Below are 17,544 nucleotides of genomic sequence, written 5' to 3'. Positions count from 1 at the left end.
GACGGTCAAAGGACTATTTTCCTTCCGATTCTTTACCGGTCCTCGACGTTTCGGTAGGGTAACAGCCAGTGAATCAAGCAAGCGGTCGTCTCAGCGGCCGGGATCCATCGGCATGTTGTCTCACGGCACGATCTGGCAAGCCATCGATACATTGGCCGAGCGGCATCAGCTCTCGCCTTCCGGCCTTGCACGTCGGGCTGGGCTTGACCCCACCTCCTTCAACAAGTCCAAGCGCCGCTCCGCCGACGGGCGCGAACGCTGGCCCTCGACGGAATCGATTGCAAAAGTGCTTGAGGCGACCGGCGCAACGATGGACCAGTTCACCAGCCTGTTGCGACGCGAAAGCGGGCCTGCAGACGCCGAAGGACTTGCAATACAGCAAGCGGCGATCCCCTTGATCGGCTTTGCTCAGGCCGGCGCCGGCGGCTTCTTCGACGACGGCGGTTTTCCGGCCGGCCAGGGCTGGGACGTCATCGACTTTCCGGCAACGGCGGAACGGCGCTCCGGCGTCTACGCACTCGAAGTTCAGGGCGACAGCATGTTGCCGCTCTATCGCGACGGCGACGTTCTGCTCGTCGACCCGGGTGCGCAGATCAGGCGCGGCGACCGGGTCGTCGTCAAGACGCGGGAAGGCGAAGTCATGGCCAAGATCCTGACGCGGCAGACAACGTCCAACATCGAGCTCTTGTCCCTCAACCCCGAACACCCGAACCGCAGCTTCGAAACCAGCCAGGTCGAATGGATCGCCCGGATCATCTGGGCCAGCCAATAGGATGTCGTTTCCGATGCGGCAGCATGTCTACACACTTGCCGGCGGCCTTGCCGCAATCGCCGTCTTCACCGGCATCCTCTATGCCGGAGCGGCATCCATTCGCGATCGCGAGAGCGCCGCCGCCCCGGAACTCATGCTGGAAACGCCCGACATGTCGGAACTTGAGCTGGTGCCGGATCAATCTGGCACCGGCGACGACGTTCCATTGGACCTCGGCCCGGCTGACAGCGGCGGGACCGGAGCTGCGCCGGTGGGTGGCGCAAACGAAAATGCCACGACGGAAACGACCGCCCGTGCGATCGAGCCGCAGCAGTTCGGCCTTCCCAACACGGTGGCGAAAGCACCACTCGAGCGGGTGGAGCCGCGACCACCTCTGTCAGAAGACAACAGCAAGCAGGCCAAGGCGGGACCGACGGTCCTCTATCGCCCGGTCGCAATCGCGGCCGGCGTGATCGAGTTCGACAAGCTCAGGGTGCAGCTCGACGGCATCGAACCGGAAGAGGCCGACAGAACCTGCGAAGGCGGCGGCAAGACCTGGCCGTGTGGCACCGTCGCGAGGACCGCGTTCCGAAACTTCCTGCGAGCCCGCGCCGTCAGCTGCGATCTGCCCGAGGGCAAAGCCAAACCATCGGCCACGGCGTCCTGTACGCTTGGCGGTCAGGATCTTGCGACCTGGCTCGTCGACAATGGCTGGGCGACGCCGCTCGTCGGCTCGGCGCTTGAAAAGCGCGCCGACGCGGCACGCAAGGCCAAGCTCGGTTTTTATGGCGAAGACCCGCGTGACCTCAACCACACGCCGATGACGTTTGACGATCCGACCCTCGGTACAGCGATGGACGCCCCGCAGCCGGACTTGTAAACAGCCGCGGCGATGCCCAGCTTTCCATCGTCCAGATCATCCCTCGAAACGCCGCAATTCCGGACGGAAGCCGTTTTTACACTTTTCCTGGAATTGCCTGCTGCCGGAACCCCTCATGTCGCCAAGCCTCAGCCACCACGAAGCTCTCGTCTATGTCATGGTGATGATGTCGGCGGTCGACCGCGAGATGAGCGACGACGAGTTCGCCCGCATCGGCAGGCTCGTGCAGTTCCTGCCGGTCTTCGACGGGTTCGACGAGGACAGCCTCGTCCATATTGGCAATGAATGTTCCGCCCAGCTGGCAGCGCCGGAAGGGCTGGACATCGTGCTTGAAATCGTGCGCGAGGCGCTGCCGGAGAAATTTTACGAGACGGCATACGCGCTCGCCGTCGAAATCGCCGCCGCCGACCAGCGCATCCGCAACGAGGAAATCCGCCTCCTGCAGTTGCTGCGCGACCGCCTCGGCCTCGACAAGCTCACCTGTGCCGCGATCGAGCGCGGCGCGCTCGCCCGGTTCCGGCGCTAGCGCGGCACCGGGACGGAGACGCCGCGGCGGCCGCTTCGTCAGTAAATCCCGTTCGGGAAGTAGCGCAGGTAGATTTCCTCGAGACGGCCGCTTCGCGAAAGCGCCAGCAGCGCATGGTCGATCGCCTGGGTCAGGGCCGGTTCCGACTTGCGGTTCATGATCGTCAGACCTTCGCCGAGGAAGCGCTGCGAGAAATAGGCACCGTCGACAAGCGCACAGCAGCCAGCGGCAGTGCTGCCTGAAATCCAGAACGAAAGCTGCATGCCGTCGGAAAAGACCGCAGCCACCTCGCCCTTTTGCAGCGCCAACAGCATTGCATCGCGATCGGGGAATACCTTGGCCTCGATCCTCGGAAAGAACGACTTGAACATCGCCTCATGGGTGGTGCCCGCGACGACCCCCACCGCCTTACCCTTGAGATCCGTCAGCCGCGTCACGGCGCCGGCGGCCTTGGCGTTGACGGCGAAGCGTGCGGGAAGGCGCATGAAGGCGCGCGAAAATGCGAAGCGCTGGCGCAACTCCGGACCGACCGCCACACCCGCGGCAATCGCCTCGCCCTGCCCTCCCTCAAGCGCCGGCAACAGCTCCGCGTAGGTCACGGCCTGGATCTGACACTTGGCTTCGATATCGAGCTCGCGGCAGATCTCGCGCACCAGGTCGACGTGGAAGCCCGAGAGCCTTCCCGACTGGTCGATGAAGTTGAACGGCGGGAAGTCCACCGTCGTCAGGAAGCGCAGGCGCGCAAGACCGGTCAGATCGGGTTTGGCGATGCGCTCGCGCGCATCGAAGAGGACCGGCATGTCCTTGGGCTGGGCGCCAAGCGGCGTGGCGACGAGGGACGCGCAAAGGGCAAGCAGGGCAAGAATTCTCATGGGCAGGGCCGGCGCGTCTCACGGGTGAAGCGCGGCCAATGGTGCCGCGGATGATTCATCGATCGGTAAACTACCCGCCCGCGGCGCAACTGACCAGCCCTTGGAACGAGTACGCGACAGCACGGGTGACGGGAGGAATTGGAGCGGGTGATCGGGATCGAACCGACGACATCCAGCTTGGGAAGCTGGCGTTCTACCGCTGAACTACACCCGCGGTGCCTGCGAAATTTCCCGAACCGGGGCGATCTGTCAAGCGTCCTTCACCGACATCGCGGCAGGCGCCCGTGGAAAACCCGTCACTCCACCCGGAAATGTTTCGAGAGCTTCAGGCCCTGGGCCTGGTAGTTGGAGCCGACACCCAGGCCATAGAGCCCGTCCGGATGTTCCAGCATATGTTCGTAGATCAGGCGACCGACGATCTGTCCGTGCTCGAGGATGAACGGCACTTCGTGGCTGCGCACCTCGAGCACCGCGCGGCTGCCGGTGCCGCCGGCCGAAGCATGGCCGAAGCCCGGATCGAAGAAGCCGGCGTAATGCACGCGGAACTCGCCGACCAGCGGATCGAACGGCGTCATCTCCGCCGCAAAGAGCGGCGGCACATGCACCGCCTCGCGCGAAACGAGGATGTAGAACTCGTCCGGATCGAGGATCAGCTCGTCGCGCCCACGGCTGTAGAGCGGCTCCCAGAAGTCGAAGATCGCGTGCTGCGCCTTCTTGTCGACGTCGATAACGGCAGTGTGGTGTTTGCCGCGATAGCCGATCAGGCCTTCGGGGCCGGTGCCCTTGAGGTCGATCGACAGGGCGATACCGCCACCGCTGACGTTGGGCGTGTCACTCGCCACCAACGTGTCGCTCTGGTGCAGCGCCTGCAGTTCCTGTTCCGACAGGATCGCGTGACCCGTGCGGAAGCGGATCTGCGACAGGCGCGAGCCGCGTCTGACGACGATCGGGAAGGTGCGCGGGCTGATTTCGAGATAGAGCGGGCCACGGTAGCCGGCCGGGATCTTGTCGAACTCCTGGGCGCGGTCGGTAATGACGCGGGTGAAGATATCAAGACGGCCGGTCGAGCTTTTCGGATTGGCCGAGGCCGACATGTCCTCGGGCAGTTCCAGGCTTTCCATCAGCGGCACGATGTAGACGCAGCCCGTCTCCAGAACGGCGCCATCGGTCAGGTCGACCACGTGCAGTTTCAGCCGGTCGAGCTTGTCGGCAACGAGATGGGACGGGCCGGGCATGAAGCTCGCGCGGACGCGAAAGGCCTTGGCGCCGAGGCGCAGGTCAAGGCTTGCCGGCTGGATCTGATCGGCATCCAGCGGCCTCTCGCTCTTCAGGCGTCCCGTTTCGAACAGCGCGGCGATCGCGCGATCGGCCAAAATCCCGGTATTGCGGCCCATTGCAGTCCTCTTTTCAGTTGCGAGACAAAACCAAACTCCAGGAATTGACGCAAGCGCACCCTAGCAGTATTGAAGCTTTATCCCGTGGTGATTTGGCCGGTCGGCTTGCAGCCACGTTAAACAAGTAGCTAAAAAGGCCGGGTGTCAAACCGGCCCGTTTTCGCGGCCGGTTTTTTTTGTTTTTGAAGGTGATCGTCCCATGAGCAAGAATTGGCGCCCGGCAACCCAACTCGTCCACGGCGGAACCACCCGCTCCCAGCACGGCGAAACGTCCGAGGCAATCTTCCTCACCCAGGGCTTTGTCTACGAGACGTCGGAAGCTGCGGAAGCCCGCTTCAAGGGCGAGACCGAAGGCTTCATCTACGCCCGCTACGGCAGCCCGACCAACGACATGTTCGAAAAGCGCATGTGCATGCTGGAAGGCGCGGAAGACGCGCGCGCCACGGCATCGGGCATGGCTGCCGTCACCGCCGCCATCCTCTGCCAGCTGAAGGCCGGCGACCACATCGTTGCCGCCCGCGCCCTCTTCGGCTCCTGCCGCTGGGTCGTCGAGACGCTGGCGCCGAAATACGGCATCGAATGCACGCTGGTCGACGGACGCGATCTCGCCAACTGGGAGAAGGCGATCCAGAAGAACACCAAGGTCTTCTTCCTCGAAAGCCCGACGAACCCGACGCTCGAAGTGATCGACATCGCCGGCGTCGCCAAGCTCGCCAACCAGATCGGCGCCAAGGTCGTCGTCGACAACGTCTTTGCGACGCCGCTGTTCCAGAAGCCGCTGGAACTCGGCGCCCATATCGTCGTCTATTCCGCGACCAAGCACATCGATGGCCAGGGCCGGTGCCTGGGTGGCGTCGTGCTGTCCGACAAGGACTGGATCAACGAGAACCTGCACGACTACTTCCGCCACACCGGTCCGGCCATGTCGCCGTTCAACGCCTGGACGCTGCTGAAGGGCATCGAGACCCTGCCGCTGCGCGTCAGGCAGCAGACGGAGACGGCCCGCCGCGTCGCAGATTTCCTCGCGGAACAGCCGCAGGTCGCCAAGGTCATCTACCCCGGCCGCAAGGATCATCCGCAGGCCGACATCATCGCCAAGCAGATGACCGGCGGCTCGACGCTCGTCGCCTTCGAACTGAAGGGCGGCAAGGATGCAGCCTTCGCGCTGCAGAACGCGCTTGAAATCGTCCGCATCTCCAACAACCTCGGAGACAGCAAGAGCCTGATCACCCATCCGGCAACGACCACGCACAAAAACCTCACGGACGAGGCCCGCGAGGAACTCGGCATTTCCGCCGGCACCGTGCGCTTCTCGGCCGGCATCGAGGACAGCGATGACGTGGTGGAAGATTTCGCCCGGGCACTCAAGGCTGTCAAAGCCTGACGCGAACAAACATGGCCGCTGCGACAGGCAGCGGCCACCGATCGCGCCTGAAGGTACCGGCAGAGCGCAGCACCCTTCCGATATTCCATCGATATTCCAATGAGATAGGCACCAATCGAAAGACCGGCTGGCCTCACGCGAGGCGTTGCCCGTCGATGGGCTCGCACAATCTTGCCGTTATTCTTGACGAAACCATCTTGCTGTAGAATACCCTGAAAGACTTGAAGCAAGGTGTTGCCCATGTATCGCGCTTTGACCCGCGACATAGAAGTTACGGTTGAGCCGTACTATCTCGAAGAACAGTCGGATCCCGATGACGGCCGTTATGTCTGGGGCTATCGCATCGTGATCTCCAATCATTCGCATGCGGCCGTGCGATTGATGACACGCTACTGGCACATTACCGACGAGAACGGTCAGGTCGACGAAGTCAGCGGCCCCGGCGTGATCGGCGAACAACCGCTGCTCAATCCCGGCGACACCTACGAGTATTCCTCCGGCTGCCCGCTCGATACGCCGTCCGGCGTGATGTTCGGCCACTACAGCATGGAGGCCGAAGGCGGTGAGACCTTCAACGTGGCGATCCCCGCCTTCTCGCTCGATTCACCGGGACTGGTGCGCACGCTCAACTAGAGCACCCTGCCTTTCGGGCGACATCACGACGTCAATCAAAGCGAAAACGGGAAGCGCGCAGAATGGCACGCTTCCCGTTTCAGTTTCTTCTCTCGACGTGTGAGCCAGCTCGGCCGACCCAGAGCGCCACCCGCTTTATTGCGGGCGCACTTCGCTTGCCTCGAAGCGATAGGTGGTCGAGCAGAACTCGCAGGTGACCTTGACCTCGCCATCGTCGATGGTGCTTTCGAGGTCCTCCGTATTCAGGTTGGACAGCACCGAGCGAAGCTTCTCGCGCGAGCAGCTGCAGCGATCGTAAACCGCCTGTGGCTCATAGACGCGAACGCCGCGCTCGTGGAACAGGCGATAGAGCAACCGCTCGGTTCCGACCATCGGATCCGTCAGCTCGTCCATGTCGATGGTTTCGACCATCACCTTGGCTTCCGCCCAGAGATCGTCGTCCTCGAAGACGCTTTCGCCATTGTCGCCATCGCCGCCCGAAAGGTCGGGCTGGCGCATGCGCTCGGGCGCTTCCGGCAGGAACTGGGCAACCATGCCGCCAGCGCGCCAGCGGTGGCGCGGCTTGCCGCTCTCGTCGCGGTCGAGCAATTCGGCGACGCCGAGGCGCACCTTGGTCGGGATCTGTTCCGACTGGCGGAAGTAGACGCCGGCGATCTCTTCGAGCGTTGCACCGTCAAGCGCAACGATGCCCTGGTAGCGCTGGGTGTGGGCGCCCTGGTCGATGGTGAACGCCAGCACGCCCTTGCCGAGCAGCTCGTGCGAAAGGGTACGCCCGTCCTTTTCGGCCGCGGCAAGCGCGTCGGCGTCGTAGCGGGCATAGGCGCGCACGCGATCCGGCGTCGAGAAATCCGCGACGACCAGATCGACCGGGCCATCGCCCTGCGTCTGGACGATCAGCTTGCCTTCGAACTTCAGCGAGGTACCGAGCAGCACGGTGAGCACGACGGTTTCTGCAACGAGGCGTGCGACCGGAAGCGGATAGTTGTGGCGTTCGAGGATTGCGTCCAGCATCGGGCCGAGTTGCACGGCGCGACCTCGCACGTCGAGGCCTTCCACCTGGAAAGGCACGACGTGATCGTCACCGGCGAAGTCGAACTCACCAAGCCCTGGCGTCATGTCAGTCATGTCTTGCTCCTTGCATCAGCCAAGCCGATTTGCGCCCGGAACGTTCAGGTTCCCCGGCGCAACGTGCCCGCTGTCTCACTTGATCCCGCGATGAACGGATTGTCCACCAGGTTTGTGTCGTCGCCGTTGCAACGCACCGCCTGGCGGTTTGCGCGCCCGCTGTCTTCAGGGCGCCCGTATGCCGCCTAGATCGTGTCGCTTGCCGGCAATGTCAAGTGCGGTGCGAATGCCCCCGACACGACAGAAGCCTGCGCAAGCACGCCCTGACGCGTTGTCGCGCCAGGAAGGCCCGGTTCAAACCCGGTCAGACAAGCCCCATGCACCAGGCAATGACGGACTTCTGCGCGTGCAGCCGGTTTTCCGCTTCGTCGAAGACCACCGATTGCGGGCCGTCGATCACATCGTCGGTCACCTCTTCGCCACGATGCGCCGGCAGGCAGTGCATGAAGACCGCATCGGAGGCTGCGCGCTTCATCAGCGCTTCGTTGACCTGGTAGGGCTGGAAGACGTTGTGGCCACGGGCGCGATGCTCCTGGTTCATCGAGATCCAGGTGTCGGTGACCACGCAGTGCGCGCCGGCGACGGCCTGTTCGGCGTCATGCGTGAGCAGAATCTCGCCGCCATTGTTGCGGGCCCAGTTGAGGAACTTGTCCTGCGGCTCGGAGCCGAGCGGCACCGCCATGTTCATCCGGTAGCCGAAGCGGGCGGAGCCCTCGATCAGCGAATGCAGGACGTTGTTGCCGTCACCGGTCCAGGCGATCGTCTTGCCCTTCACCGGCCCGCGATGCTCCTCGAACGTCAGGATATCGGCCATGATCTGGCAGGGATGGGTATCGTCCGTCAGGCCGTTGATGACGGGCACGGTCGCGTGTTCGGCCAGTTCCAGCAGGCGGCGATGGTCGGTGGTGCGGATCATGATCGCGTCGACATAACGCGACAGGACCTTTGCTGTGTCGCCGATCGTCTCCGCACGACCGAGCTGCATTTCGGTACCCGACAGAAACAAGGTTTCGCCGCCGAGCTGGCGCATGCCGACATCAAAGGAAACGCGTGTGCGGGTGGACGGCTTTTCGAAGATCATCGCCAGCATCTTGCCGGCAAGCGGCTTCTCGGCGGTTCCGGCCTTAGTTGCCGCCTTTCGGAGGCGCGCATCGTCGATGATCGTCCTCAGGTCGGCGGTCGTCATGGCCGAAAGATCGAGAAAATGTCTGGTGCCTGCCATCGTACTCGGTTCCTCAAAAAATCGAACCCTGGTGCGCCACGCTGGCGGCGTGAGCGCACGAAGGTCATTCTAACACCTTGGGTCAGTCCTGGCCCTATCCGTCAGGCAGCAGCGTTGCCGCCTGCCTTCCTCACCGCCTCGGCGGCGCGCTCGATGCGCGCCAGGCCTTCGCGGGCTTCATCCGCGGTGATCGTCAGCGGCGGCAGAAGCCGCAGCACATTCTCGCCAGCCGGAACGGCAAGCAGCTTTTCGGCGCGGATTGCCTTCAAGAGATCGGCCGAAGGCCCCTTCACCTTGATGCCGAGCATCAAGCCGTCACCGCGGATCTCCTCGATGACATCCGGAAAGCGATCCTTCAGCGACGCCAGCCCCTGGCGGAAGACGAGCGCGACATCGCGCACGTGCGTCAGGAACCCATCGGCGAGAATGACATCGAGCACAGCGTTGCCGACGGCCATCGCCAGCGGATTTCCGCCATAGGTGGAACCATGCGTGCCGGCCACCATGCCGGATGCCGCCTCCTCCGTCGCGAGGCAGGCGCCGAACGGGAAGCCGCCACCGATGCCCTTGGCGACCGCCATGATGTCAGGGCGAATGTTTGCCCATTCATGGGCAAAGAGCTTGCCGGTGCGGCCGACGCCGGTCTGAACCTCATCGAGGATCAGAAGCAGGCCGAACTCGTCGCAAAGCGCGCGCAGCTCCTGCATGAACTCCTTGGTCGCCGAGCGGATGCCGCCCTCGCCCTGGATCGGCTCGATCAGGATCGCTGCGGTTTCCTCGGTGATCGCGTTCTTGACGGCCGCAAGGTCACCAAACGGAACCTGGTAGAAACCAGGTGCCTTCGGGCCGAAGCCTTCGATGTATTTCTGCTGGCCGCCCGCGGCGATCGTCGCGATCGTGCGCCCGTGGAAGGCGCCCTCGAAGGTGATGACGTGGAACTTCTCCGGATGGCCCTTGGAAAAATGGTAGCGACGCGCGGTCTTGATGGCGCATTCCAGCGCCTCGGCACCGGAATTGGTGAAGAACACCTTGTCGGCGAAGGTGACGGCAGACAGACGGCGGCCGAGGCTTTCCTGACCGGGGATTTCATAGAGATTGGACAGGTGCCAGACCTTGTCCGCCTGTGCCTTCAGAGCCTCGACGAGGTGCGGGTGGGAATGGCCGAGCGAGTTCACGGCGACACCGGCACCGAAATCGAGATAACGGGTGCCGTCTTCGGCAATCAGCCAGACGCCCTCGCCTCGCTCGAAACGCAACGGCGCACGCATGTAGGTATCGTAAAGCGGCGTGGTTGCAGTCATGCGAGGCTCTCCTTCTTCACTTCCGGACGCTATCGAATACGCGCCTTGCGCGGCCCGATAAAAATCAAAAATGCCGCCTTTCGGCGGCGCTGGCACTATTCCTATTTCGCGCTGCAATGTCAACAAAACCAAGCCCTGCAGTGCAACGAGAAGAGCCAATTATCGAGGTTCAAAAAATCGCCGGAAAGGGCTTGCAAAAATGCAACGCCGACCGAGCAAGTTGGGGAAAACTACGAAATCGATTCGGCGTGATTCCCGGGACTCTTGCCACGGAGTCCAGCGGTCAGTACGTTAACATTCAATTACTAGACGCATGCGGCGGACCTAGTCACCAAAAGAGTTATCGCGTTTGCAACCTCGGGGTTTAGCCGGGGTGCGGTGAGGGATTCTGCCATCCCCAACGCTGAGAACGGAGAGTGCAGAAATGAACTGGACTGACGAGCGGGTGGAAAAACTGAAGAAGCTCTGGTCGGAGGGCCTCAGCGCCAGCCAGATCGCGGCGCAGCTCGGCGGCGTCAGCCGCAACGCGGTCATCGGCAAGGTTCATCGCCTGAGCCTTCCGGGACGCGCCAAGGCCGGCGGCAGCACGACCACGGCAGCCCGTCCGAAGCGTCCGACGTCGGCGCCGCGCGCTCCGAACTACGCGGCACGCGTTGTTGCCCGCCCGGCTGCACGTCCCGCCGGCGCTGTCGTTCTCAAGGAAGAGGTCGAAGTCGATCTCGTTGCCGAACAGGATTTCAGCACCCGGACCGACGTTGTCGTACCGATGTCGCGCCGCCTCGAGCTCACCCAGCTGACCGAGCGTACCTGCAAGTGGCCGATCGGCGACCCGCTGAAGGAAGAATTCCACTTCTGCGGCAACGATTCCCCGGAAGCTTCGCCCTATTGCACCTTCCACGCACGGCTTGCCTACCAGCCGTCGGCAGAGCGCCGCCGGGCTCGTTGAGAACCCACACAGTGCATGAACAAAAAAAGGGGCCGATCGGCCCCTTTTTTGTTGGCAATCATCAGGTCACTCAGCTCTCGAGCGAATAACCGGCGCCACGGACAGTGCGGATCACGTCCGGCATGTTGGAAAAGTTCAGCGCCTTGCGCAGGCGGCCGACATGCACGTCGACAGTGCGCTCGTCGACATAGATATCATGGCCCCAGACCCCGTCCAGAAGCTGCGAGCGGGAGAACACGCGGCCTGGTGACGACATCAGGAACTCGAGCAGGCGAAACTCCGTCGGACCCAGGCGAACTTCGCGGCTGCGACGATGAACGCGGTGCGTCTCGCGGTCGAGCTCGATGTCGCCACAACGCAAGAGCGTCGAAAGCACCTCGGGCTTTGCCCGGCGCAGCATCGCCTTGACGCGCGCCATCAGTTCCGGCGTGGAGAACGGCTTGACCACATAGTCGTCCGCACCGGTCGCAAGTCCGCGGACGCGCTCGCTTTCCTCGCCGCGTGCCGTCAGCATGATGATCGGCAGGCGCTCGGTCTCCGGACGCTGGCGCAACCGCCGGCAAAGCTCGATGCCCGAAACACCCGGCAGCATCCAGTCGAGGATCAAGAGGTCGGGCAGGCGTTCCTGCAGGCGGATTTCCGCCTCGTCACCCCTGAGGATCGTGTCGACGTCGAAGCCCTCGGCTTCGAGGTTGTAACGCAGCAGGACGCTCAGCGCCTCTTCGTCTTCGACTACGGCGATTTTTGGCAGCATCAGGTAACGTCTCCTTACCGCAAGCGCCGTGTGATCCCCTTGGACCGACAGGGCGCTCAGACACTCTAAATCTGGAGCAATGCCGCCAATTTCAAAGGCGGGTGCGATATCCGCGTGCTTCAGATACAGGAATTCGGGGCCGCGACCGAAGCCGCGACCAGATGACATTCAAAAGGCATGCATTGCTGTCGCGCGAACGCTCAGTCGTTGACCGAGCCCAGCGTCGACGTGTTGTCGTCCTTCGGACGCTCGCCTTCGGGCTGCGCGCCGGTCGCCATGTAGTAGATCGTCTCGGCGATATTGGTCGCATGGTCGCCGATGCGCTCGATGTTCTTGGCGCAGAACAGAAGATGCGTGCAAGGCGTGATGTTGCGCGGATCTTCCATCATGTAGGTGAGCAGCTCGCGGAACAGCGAGGTGTAGATCGCATCGATCTCCTCGTCGCGCTCGCGGATGCTGTTGGCCTTTTCCGGCGAGCGGGAGGCGTAGACGTCGAGCACTTCCTTGAGCTGGACCAGGGCCAGTTCTGCAAGGTGCTCGAGGCCGCGGGCGAGCTTGCGCGGGATGCCGGAGCCGGCGACCGCGATGACGCGCTTGGCGGTATTCTTGCCGAGATCGCCGACACGCTCGAGGTCCGAAGCAATGCGGATCGAGCCCATGATCTCGCGAAGGTCGGCTGCGACCGGCTGGCGCTTGGCGATCGTGACGATCGCCTTCTCGCCGATCTGACGCTCGGCGTCGTCGAGAATGGTGTCGTCCGAAATCACCTTCTGGGCCAGCGCCAGGTCGGAATTGACGAGCGCACGGACGGACTCGCCGACCATCTGCTCGGCAAGACCACCCATCTCGGAGATGCGGCGTGTCAGGTATTTCAGTTCTTCATCGTAGGCGGACATAATATGCATGGACATGATCGTCGATCCTTGCGAGCGCGTTCAGGGTACGGTTGCTGCCGAAACCGGCGTCAGCCGAAGCGGCCCATGATGTAATCCTGGGTGCGCTGGTCATCCGGATTGGTGAACATCTTGTCGGTATCGTTCTCCTCGACGAGATTGCCGAGATGGAACATGGCGGTGCGCTGCGACACGCGGGCGGCCTGCTGCATCGAGTGGGTCACGATGACGATCGTGAAGTTCGTGCGCAGCTCGTGGATGAGTTCCTCGACCTTGGCGGTCGCGATCGGGTCGAGCGCCGAGCAGGGCTCGTCCATCAGGATGACTTCGGGGCTGACGGCAACGGCGCGTGCGATGCACAGGCGCTGCTGCTGACCGCCGGAAAGGCCGGTGCCCGGCTCCTGCAGGCGGTCCTTCACCTCGTTCCACAGACCGGCCTTCTGCAGGCTGGTCTCGACGACTTCATCGAAGTCCGCCTTGGTGCGGGCAAGACCGTGGATGCGCGGACCGTAGGCGACGTTGTCGTAGATCGACTTCGGGAACGGGTTCGGCTTCTGGAACACCATGCCGACGCGCGCGCGCAGCTCGACGACGTCGATGGTCGGATCGTAGATGTCATCCTCATCGAGCGTGATCTTGCCGGTGACGCGGCAGTTCTCGATGGTGTCGTTCATGCGGTTGAGCGTGCGCAGGAAGGTCGACTTGCCGCAACCGGACGGGCCGATCAGAGCGGTCACCGTGTTTTCCCGGATGTTCAGGTTCACGTCGAAAAGCGCGCGCTTCTCGCCATAGTAAACCGACACATCCTTGCCGATCATCTTGTAGGGTACCGTGTTCATTTTCAGGTCAAGAGCCTTTTCGACAGCAGCTTCCGTCAGCATGTTCATCGTATTTACCCCACTACCAGCGACGCTCAAAGCGACGACGCAAGAGAATTGCCCCAAGGTTCATGAAGACGAGGAAGATCAGGAGGATGATGATCGCCCCGGACGTACGCTCGACGAAAGCGCGCTCGGCTTCATTGGCCCACATGTAGATTTGCACCGGCAGCGCCGTCGACGGCTCGAGCGGCGAGCCTGGATAGTCGACCACGAAGGCGACCATGCCGATCAGGAGCAGCGGTGCGGTCTCGCCCAGAGCATGGGCAAGGCCGATGATCGTGCCCGTCAGGATGCCAGGCATCGCCAGCGGCAGCACGTGATGGAAGATCGTCTGCATCTTCGACGCGCCGAGACCGAGGGCGGCCGAGCGGATCGACGGCGGAACCGCCTTCAACGCCGCGCGGGTGGCGATGATGATCGTCGGCAACGTCATCAGCGTCAGCACGAAGCCACCGACGACGGCTGCCGAGCGCGGCATGCCGGCAAAGTTGATGAAGACGGCGAGACCAAGCAGACCGTAGACGATCGACGGAACGGCCGCGAGGTTGTTGATGTTGACCTCGATCAGGTCGGTCAGCCGGTTCTTCGGCGCGAATTCCTCGAGATAGATCGAGGCGGCGACACCGATCGGCAGAGCCAACACCAGAACGATCAGCATCATGAACAGCGAGCCGAGAGCCGCGACGCCCACGCCGGCCGCTTCCGGGCGGCTGGACGCGCCATAGGTGAAGATGCCGGTGTTGAAGCTCTTCTTCAGCACGCCTGCTTCCGCAAGCTGGTTCATCCAGGTGACCTGCTGATCCTTGACCTTGCGCTTGCTCTCTTCAACCTTCAGGTCGATCTGCCCCTTGAAAGCGGAATCGATGTTGGCTTCGGCGAGCAACGTGACCGGAACGGTCTTTCCGATGATCGACGGATCGGCCACCACCATATCGCGCAGCAGCGTGCGGGAGCTCGCAGACATCATGTCCGTCGCCTGCTTGACCAGCGGCCGCTTGCTCGGATCGATGCCGAGCTGCTTGACCAGCGCGTCGCGCACCAGCAGCGGATAGTTGGCCGTCATCAGCACCTTGGCATCGGTCGAGCGTTCGCCCTTGGGGTCGATGACCTTTTCGGTGAACTCTATCGGCAGCGTCACCGTCGTCTGCTGGAAGGCGGTGTAGCCGTTGGAAAATACGGTCCACAGCAGCAAGCCCAGGAAGAAGAGGCCCGTGCTGATCGCGGCCATGCCGTACATGCGGAACCGACGTTCGGCAGCGTAGCGGCGCTTGATGCCGATATCGCGCTTTGCGGATGCGGGACGGGCGGAGATCCGGACGTTCGTGGAAGCGATGTCGGTCATTCGTACTGTTCCCGGTATTTGCGCACGATGTAGAGCGCGTAAATGTTGAGGCCGAGCGTGATGACAAAGAGCGTGATGCCCAGTGCGAAAGCGACCAGCGTCTGCGGCGAGGTGAACTCAAGGTCACCCGTCAGCTGGTTGACGATCTTCACGGTCACAGTGGTCATCGGCTCGAAGGGATTGATCTGCATTCGGGCGGCAACGCCTGCGGCCAGCACCACGATCATGGTTTCGCCGACGGCGCGCGATGCGGTCAGGAGAAGAGCACCGACGATGCCCGGCAGCGCGGCGGGAAGGATGACCTTCTTCACCGTCTCCGAACGCGTCGCGCCAAGACCGAGAGAACCGTCACGCAGCGCCCGCGGCACCTGGGTGATGATGTCGTCAGACAGCGACGACACGAACGGGATCAGCATGATGCCCATGACGATGCCGGCGGTCAGGACGCTCTGGGCCTGAATGAAATTCTGGTAGTTGCCGGTGACAAGGCCGTTCAGCTGGGCCGAGATGTCACGCAGGAACGGACCGACCGTGACGAGCGCGAAGAAACCGTAGACGATGGTCGGGATCCCCGCGAGCACTTCGAGCAGCGGCTTTGCCGTCGAACGAAGCCGTGGGCTCGCGTACTCCGCCATGTAGATGGCGGCGAAAAGGCCGATCGGCACCGCAAAGAGCATGGCGACGAACGCGATGTAGAGCGTGCCGGCGAGAAGCGGGATCAGACCAAACTGGCCAGACGCCCCACCGCTGCCGGCGGCAGCAAAGCGCGGATCCCAGACCGTGCCGAAGAAGAATTCGAACGGCGAGACCATCGTGAAGAACCGGCCGGCTTCCGACAGCATCGAAGCAACGATACCGACCGTCGTCAGGATGGCGATGGAGGAGGCAACGATCAGCGAGCCGAGGATGACGCGCTCGACCTGATTGCGGGCGCGGAAGCGCGCAGCAATGTTGCGGATGGCATAGATGCCCCCGACGATGGCGATCAGCAGAACGACCGCGCTCATCATCCAGCGATTGGTCGCGGTCATCGCATTGAAATGCTGTCCCGCGGCGATCATGTACGGCTCGCCTTCACCGGCAAGGGCAACACCCTTCGCCGCAAGCGTCGAGCGAAGATTGGCGGCACCGCTTTCGAGCGCCGCGACTTCCTCTGCACTGAGGCGAAGAAGGCCGCCGGCAACGGACTTGACCTGTCCAAGCGCCAGCTGGACGGAAGCGGCACCCTGGCTTTGAACCGCATCCGGCAGGGCAGCGCGGGTGCTGTTGTCAATGTAAACGGGGGCTGCAATCAGCCAGACGCCGAGCACGAGAGCCGCCGGCAACATCGCCCAGATGGCGACGTAGCTGCCGTGGTAGCCTGGCAGGGAGTGAAGGTTGGAGAACTTGCCGCCAGACAGTGCGAGGGAGCGCGAACGGCCGGCAAAATAGGCAATGAAACCAATAACAACAATCAACAAAAGAAGGAGCGAAGTACTCATTGGCACGTCCCCCCGGCATAGCCCGTCATGGCCGCCGGCAAAATCGAATGAACGCATGCCCCGGCGCGCGGGATCGCGCGCCGGGGCTTGTCATAATCAGAGCATGTTGCCGGCGGAAAACGCCTTGCGGATTTCTTCGCGTTCAGCGTCCGGAGCAGCAACCAGGCCGTACTCGGCGAGCGGGCTGTCGGGGCCGATCATCTGATCGTCGAGGAAGAACTCAACATATTCCTTGAGGCCCGGGATAACACCGAGGTGCGCCTTCTTGACGTAGAAGAACAGCGGGCGGGAAACCGGGTACTCGCCGGAAGCGATCGTTTCGGTCGACGGAACGATGCCGTTGACGGTTGCGACCTTCAGCTTGTCGGCGTTGTTTTCGTAGAAGGAAAGGCCGAACACGCCGATGCCGTTCTTGTTGGCAGCGATGCGGGCGAGCGTTTCGGTGTAGTCGCCGTCGATGTCGACAGCCAGACCGTCCTTGCGAACGGCGACGCACTTGCTGTGCTGCTGCTTTTCGTCGGCAACGGCAGCCTTGATCACGTCAACGGCGCCAGCGTCCTTGCAGCCTGCGGCGAGGATCTTCTCTTCGAAGACTTCGCGGGTGCCGTGCTTTTCGCCCGGGATGTAGGCAGCGATTTCAACAGCCGGAAGTTCGGCGTTGACGTCCGACCACTTCTTGTAGGGGTTGGCGACGAGCTTGCCGTCAACGACGACTTCGGCGGCCAGAGCCTTGTAGAGGTCAACCGGCTTCAGGGCCAGATCAGCGTTGCCGGCGTCGGTTGCGAACACGATGCCGTCATAACCGATCTTGATTTCCTGGATTTCAGTGACGCCAGCGGCCTTGCAGGCCTCGACTTCGCTGTCCTTGATCTTGCGCGACGAGTTGGCGATGTCGATGGTATCAGGGCCGACGCCCTTGCAGAATTCCTTCAGGCCGGCCGAGGAGCCGCCCGATTCAACGACCGGGGTCTTGAAGTCCGGGAAGGTCTCGCCGAAGGTCTCGGCGACGATCTTGGCGTAGGGAAGAACGGTCGAGGAGCCTGCGACCTGAACCTGGTCGCGAGCGGCGGCGGCGCCAGCAAAAGCGACGGACGCGACGAGAGCCGCGACAGTGAGTTTAAGAGCTTTCATAAAAGTTCTCCCGGAATGGGCTTGTGTT

17 protein-coding genes, 1 tRNA gene and 1 riboswitch are annotated in these 17,544 nt (G+C 62.8%); of the genes, 6 read left to right on the top strand and 12 right to left on the bottom strand.

Annotation, left to right across the window (positions count from 1 at the left end):
• Positions 1-112: 112 nt before the first annotated feature.
• The 3 genes from VGO12_RS15075 to VGO12_RS15065 all read left to right on the top strand — a co-directional run bounded on the left by VGO12_RS15075 (position 113) and on the right by VGO12_RS15065 (position 2,157).
• Positions 113-772, top strand: a complete 660-nt coding sequence (locus VGO12_RS15075; protein ID WP_327513556.1) for a helix-turn-helix transcriptional regulator — start codon at positions 113-115, stop codon at positions 770-772.
• A 13-nt stretch (positions 773-785) separates the two neighbouring features.
• Positions 786-1,631 (top strand): thermonuclease family protein, encoded by an 846-nt coding sequence (locus tag VGO12_RS15070; RefSeq protein WP_327513555.1) that lies wholly within the window; start codon positions 786-788, stop codon positions 1,629-1,631.
• Positions 1,632-1,746: 115 nt separating this feature from the next.
• Entirely contained in the window at positions 1,747-2,157 is a 411-nt protein-coding gene (locus VGO12_RS15065; protein WP_327513554.1) for a tellurite resistance TerB family protein, read from the top strand.
• Positions 2,158-2,195: 38 nt separating this feature from the next.
• Here the strand turns inward: VGO12_RS15065 and VGO12_RS15060 are convergent, their stop codons facing one another.
• The 3 genes from VGO12_RS15060 to VGO12_RS15050 form a co-directional block, all read right to left on the bottom strand.
• Entirely contained in the window at positions 2,196-3,029 is an 834-nt protein-coding gene (locus tag VGO12_RS15060; RefSeq protein WP_327513553.1) for a transporter substrate-binding domain-containing protein, read from the bottom strand.
• Positions 3,030-3,168: 139 nt separating this feature from the next.
• Positions 3,169-3,243, bottom strand: a tRNA-Gly gene (locus VGO12_RS15055).
• A gap of 82 nt (positions 3,244-3,325) precedes the next feature.
• Positions 3,326-4,423 (bottom strand): 2'-deoxycytidine 5'-triphosphate deaminase, encoded by a 1,098-nt coding sequence (locus VGO12_RS15050; RefSeq protein ID WP_327513552.1) that lies wholly within the window; start codon positions 4,421-4,423, stop codon positions 3,326-3,328.
• Between the two features lie 74 nt (positions 4,424-4,497).
• Positions 4,498-4,576: riboswitch (SAM riboswitch) on the top strand.
• A 46-nt stretch (positions 4,577-4,622) separates the two neighbouring features.
• Here VGO12_RS15050 and VGO12_RS15045 point away from each other — a divergent pair.
• Entirely contained in the window at positions 4,623-5,807 is a 1,185-nt protein-coding gene (locus tag VGO12_RS15045; RefSeq protein WP_327513551.1) for an O-succinylhomoserine sulfhydrylase, read from the top strand.
• 240 nt (positions 5,808-6,047) lie between these two features.
• Positions 6,048-6,440, top strand: coding sequence for a Co2+/Mg2+ efflux protein ApaG (gene apaG / locus VGO12_RS15040; RefSeq protein WP_327513550.1), 393 nt, complete (start codon positions 6,048-6,050; stop codon positions 6,438-6,440).
• Positions 6,441-6,575: 135 nt separating this feature from the next.
• Here apaG and VGO12_RS15035 read toward each other — a convergent pair whose 3' ends face one another.
• The 3 genes from VGO12_RS15035 to VGO12_RS15025 form a co-directional block, all read right to left on the bottom strand.
• Entirely contained in the window at positions 6,576-7,565 is a 990-nt protein-coding gene (locus VGO12_RS15035) for an Hsp33 family molecular chaperone (RefSeq protein WP_327513549.1), read from the bottom strand.
• 304 nt (positions 7,566-7,869) lie between these two features.
• Complete coding sequence (argF, locus tag VGO12_RS15030; protein WP_327513548.1) at positions 7,870-8,787, bottom strand: ornithine carbamoyltransferase; 918 nt, start codon at positions 8,785-8,787, stop codon at positions 7,870-7,872.
• 101 nt (positions 8,788-8,888) lie between these two features.
• Positions 8,889-10,088: an aspartate aminotransferase family protein gene (locus VGO12_RS15025; protein ID WP_327513547.1), complete on the bottom strand. Its 1,200-nt coding sequence runs from the start codon at positions 10,086-10,088 to the stop codon at positions 8,889-8,891.
• Positions 10,089-10,512: 424 nt separating this feature from the next.
• Between VGO12_RS15025 and VGO12_RS15020 the strand changes: the two genes are divergently transcribed.
• Positions 10,513-11,034, top strand: a complete 522-nt coding sequence (locus VGO12_RS15020; RefSeq protein WP_327513546.1) for a GcrA family cell cycle regulator — start codon at positions 10,513-10,515, stop codon at positions 11,032-11,034.
• A gap of 70 nt (positions 11,035-11,104) precedes the next feature.
• Here VGO12_RS15020 and phoB read toward each other — a convergent pair whose 3' ends face one another.
• From phoB to VGO12_RS14990, 6 genes are all read right to left on the bottom strand, one after another.
• Positions 11,105-11,788, bottom strand: coding sequence for a phosphate regulon transcriptional regulator PhoB (gene phoB / locus VGO12_RS15015; protein WP_034797168.1), 684 nt, complete (start codon positions 11,786-11,788; stop codon positions 11,105-11,107).
• Between the two features lie 200 nt (positions 11,789-11,988).
• Positions 11,989-12,702, bottom strand: a complete 714-nt coding sequence (phoU, locus tag VGO12_RS15010) for a phosphate signaling complex protein PhoU (protein WP_327513594.1) — start codon at positions 12,700-12,702, stop codon at positions 11,989-11,991.
• A gap of 50 nt (positions 12,703-12,752) precedes the next feature.
• Positions 12,753-13,568: a phosphate ABC transporter ATP-binding protein PstB gene (gene pstB, locus VGO12_RS15005; protein ID WP_327513545.1), complete on the bottom strand. Its 816-nt coding sequence runs from the start codon at positions 13,566-13,568 to the stop codon at positions 12,753-12,755.
• Between the two features lie 13 nt (positions 13,569-13,581).
• Positions 13,582-14,904, bottom strand: coding sequence for a phosphate ABC transporter permease PstA (gene pstA, locus VGO12_RS15000; protein WP_327513544.1), 1,323 nt, complete (start codon positions 14,902-14,904; stop codon positions 13,582-13,584).
• Positions 14,901-16,385, bottom strand: a complete 1,485-nt coding sequence (pstC, locus tag VGO12_RS14995) for a phosphate ABC transporter permease subunit PstC (RefSeq protein ID WP_327513543.1) — start codon at positions 16,383-16,385, stop codon at positions 14,901-14,903. The genes pstA and pstC overlap by 4 nt, the downstream gene beginning before the upstream one ends.
• A 96-nt stretch (positions 16,386-16,481) precedes the next feature.
• Positions 16,482-17,516, bottom strand: a complete 1,035-nt coding sequence (locus VGO12_RS14990) for a substrate-binding domain-containing protein (protein ID WP_327513542.1) — start codon at positions 17,514-17,516, stop codon at positions 16,482-16,484.
• Positions 17,517-17,544 lie beyond the last annotated feature (28 nt).

The sequence above is a fragment of the Ensifer sp. genome (genome assembly GCF_035999135.1).
Taxonomy (GTDB): Bacteria; Pseudomonadota; Alphaproteobacteria; order Rhizobiales; family Rhizobiaceae; genus Ensifer.
This window is presented reverse-complemented; position numbering and strand designations above follow the sequence as displayed.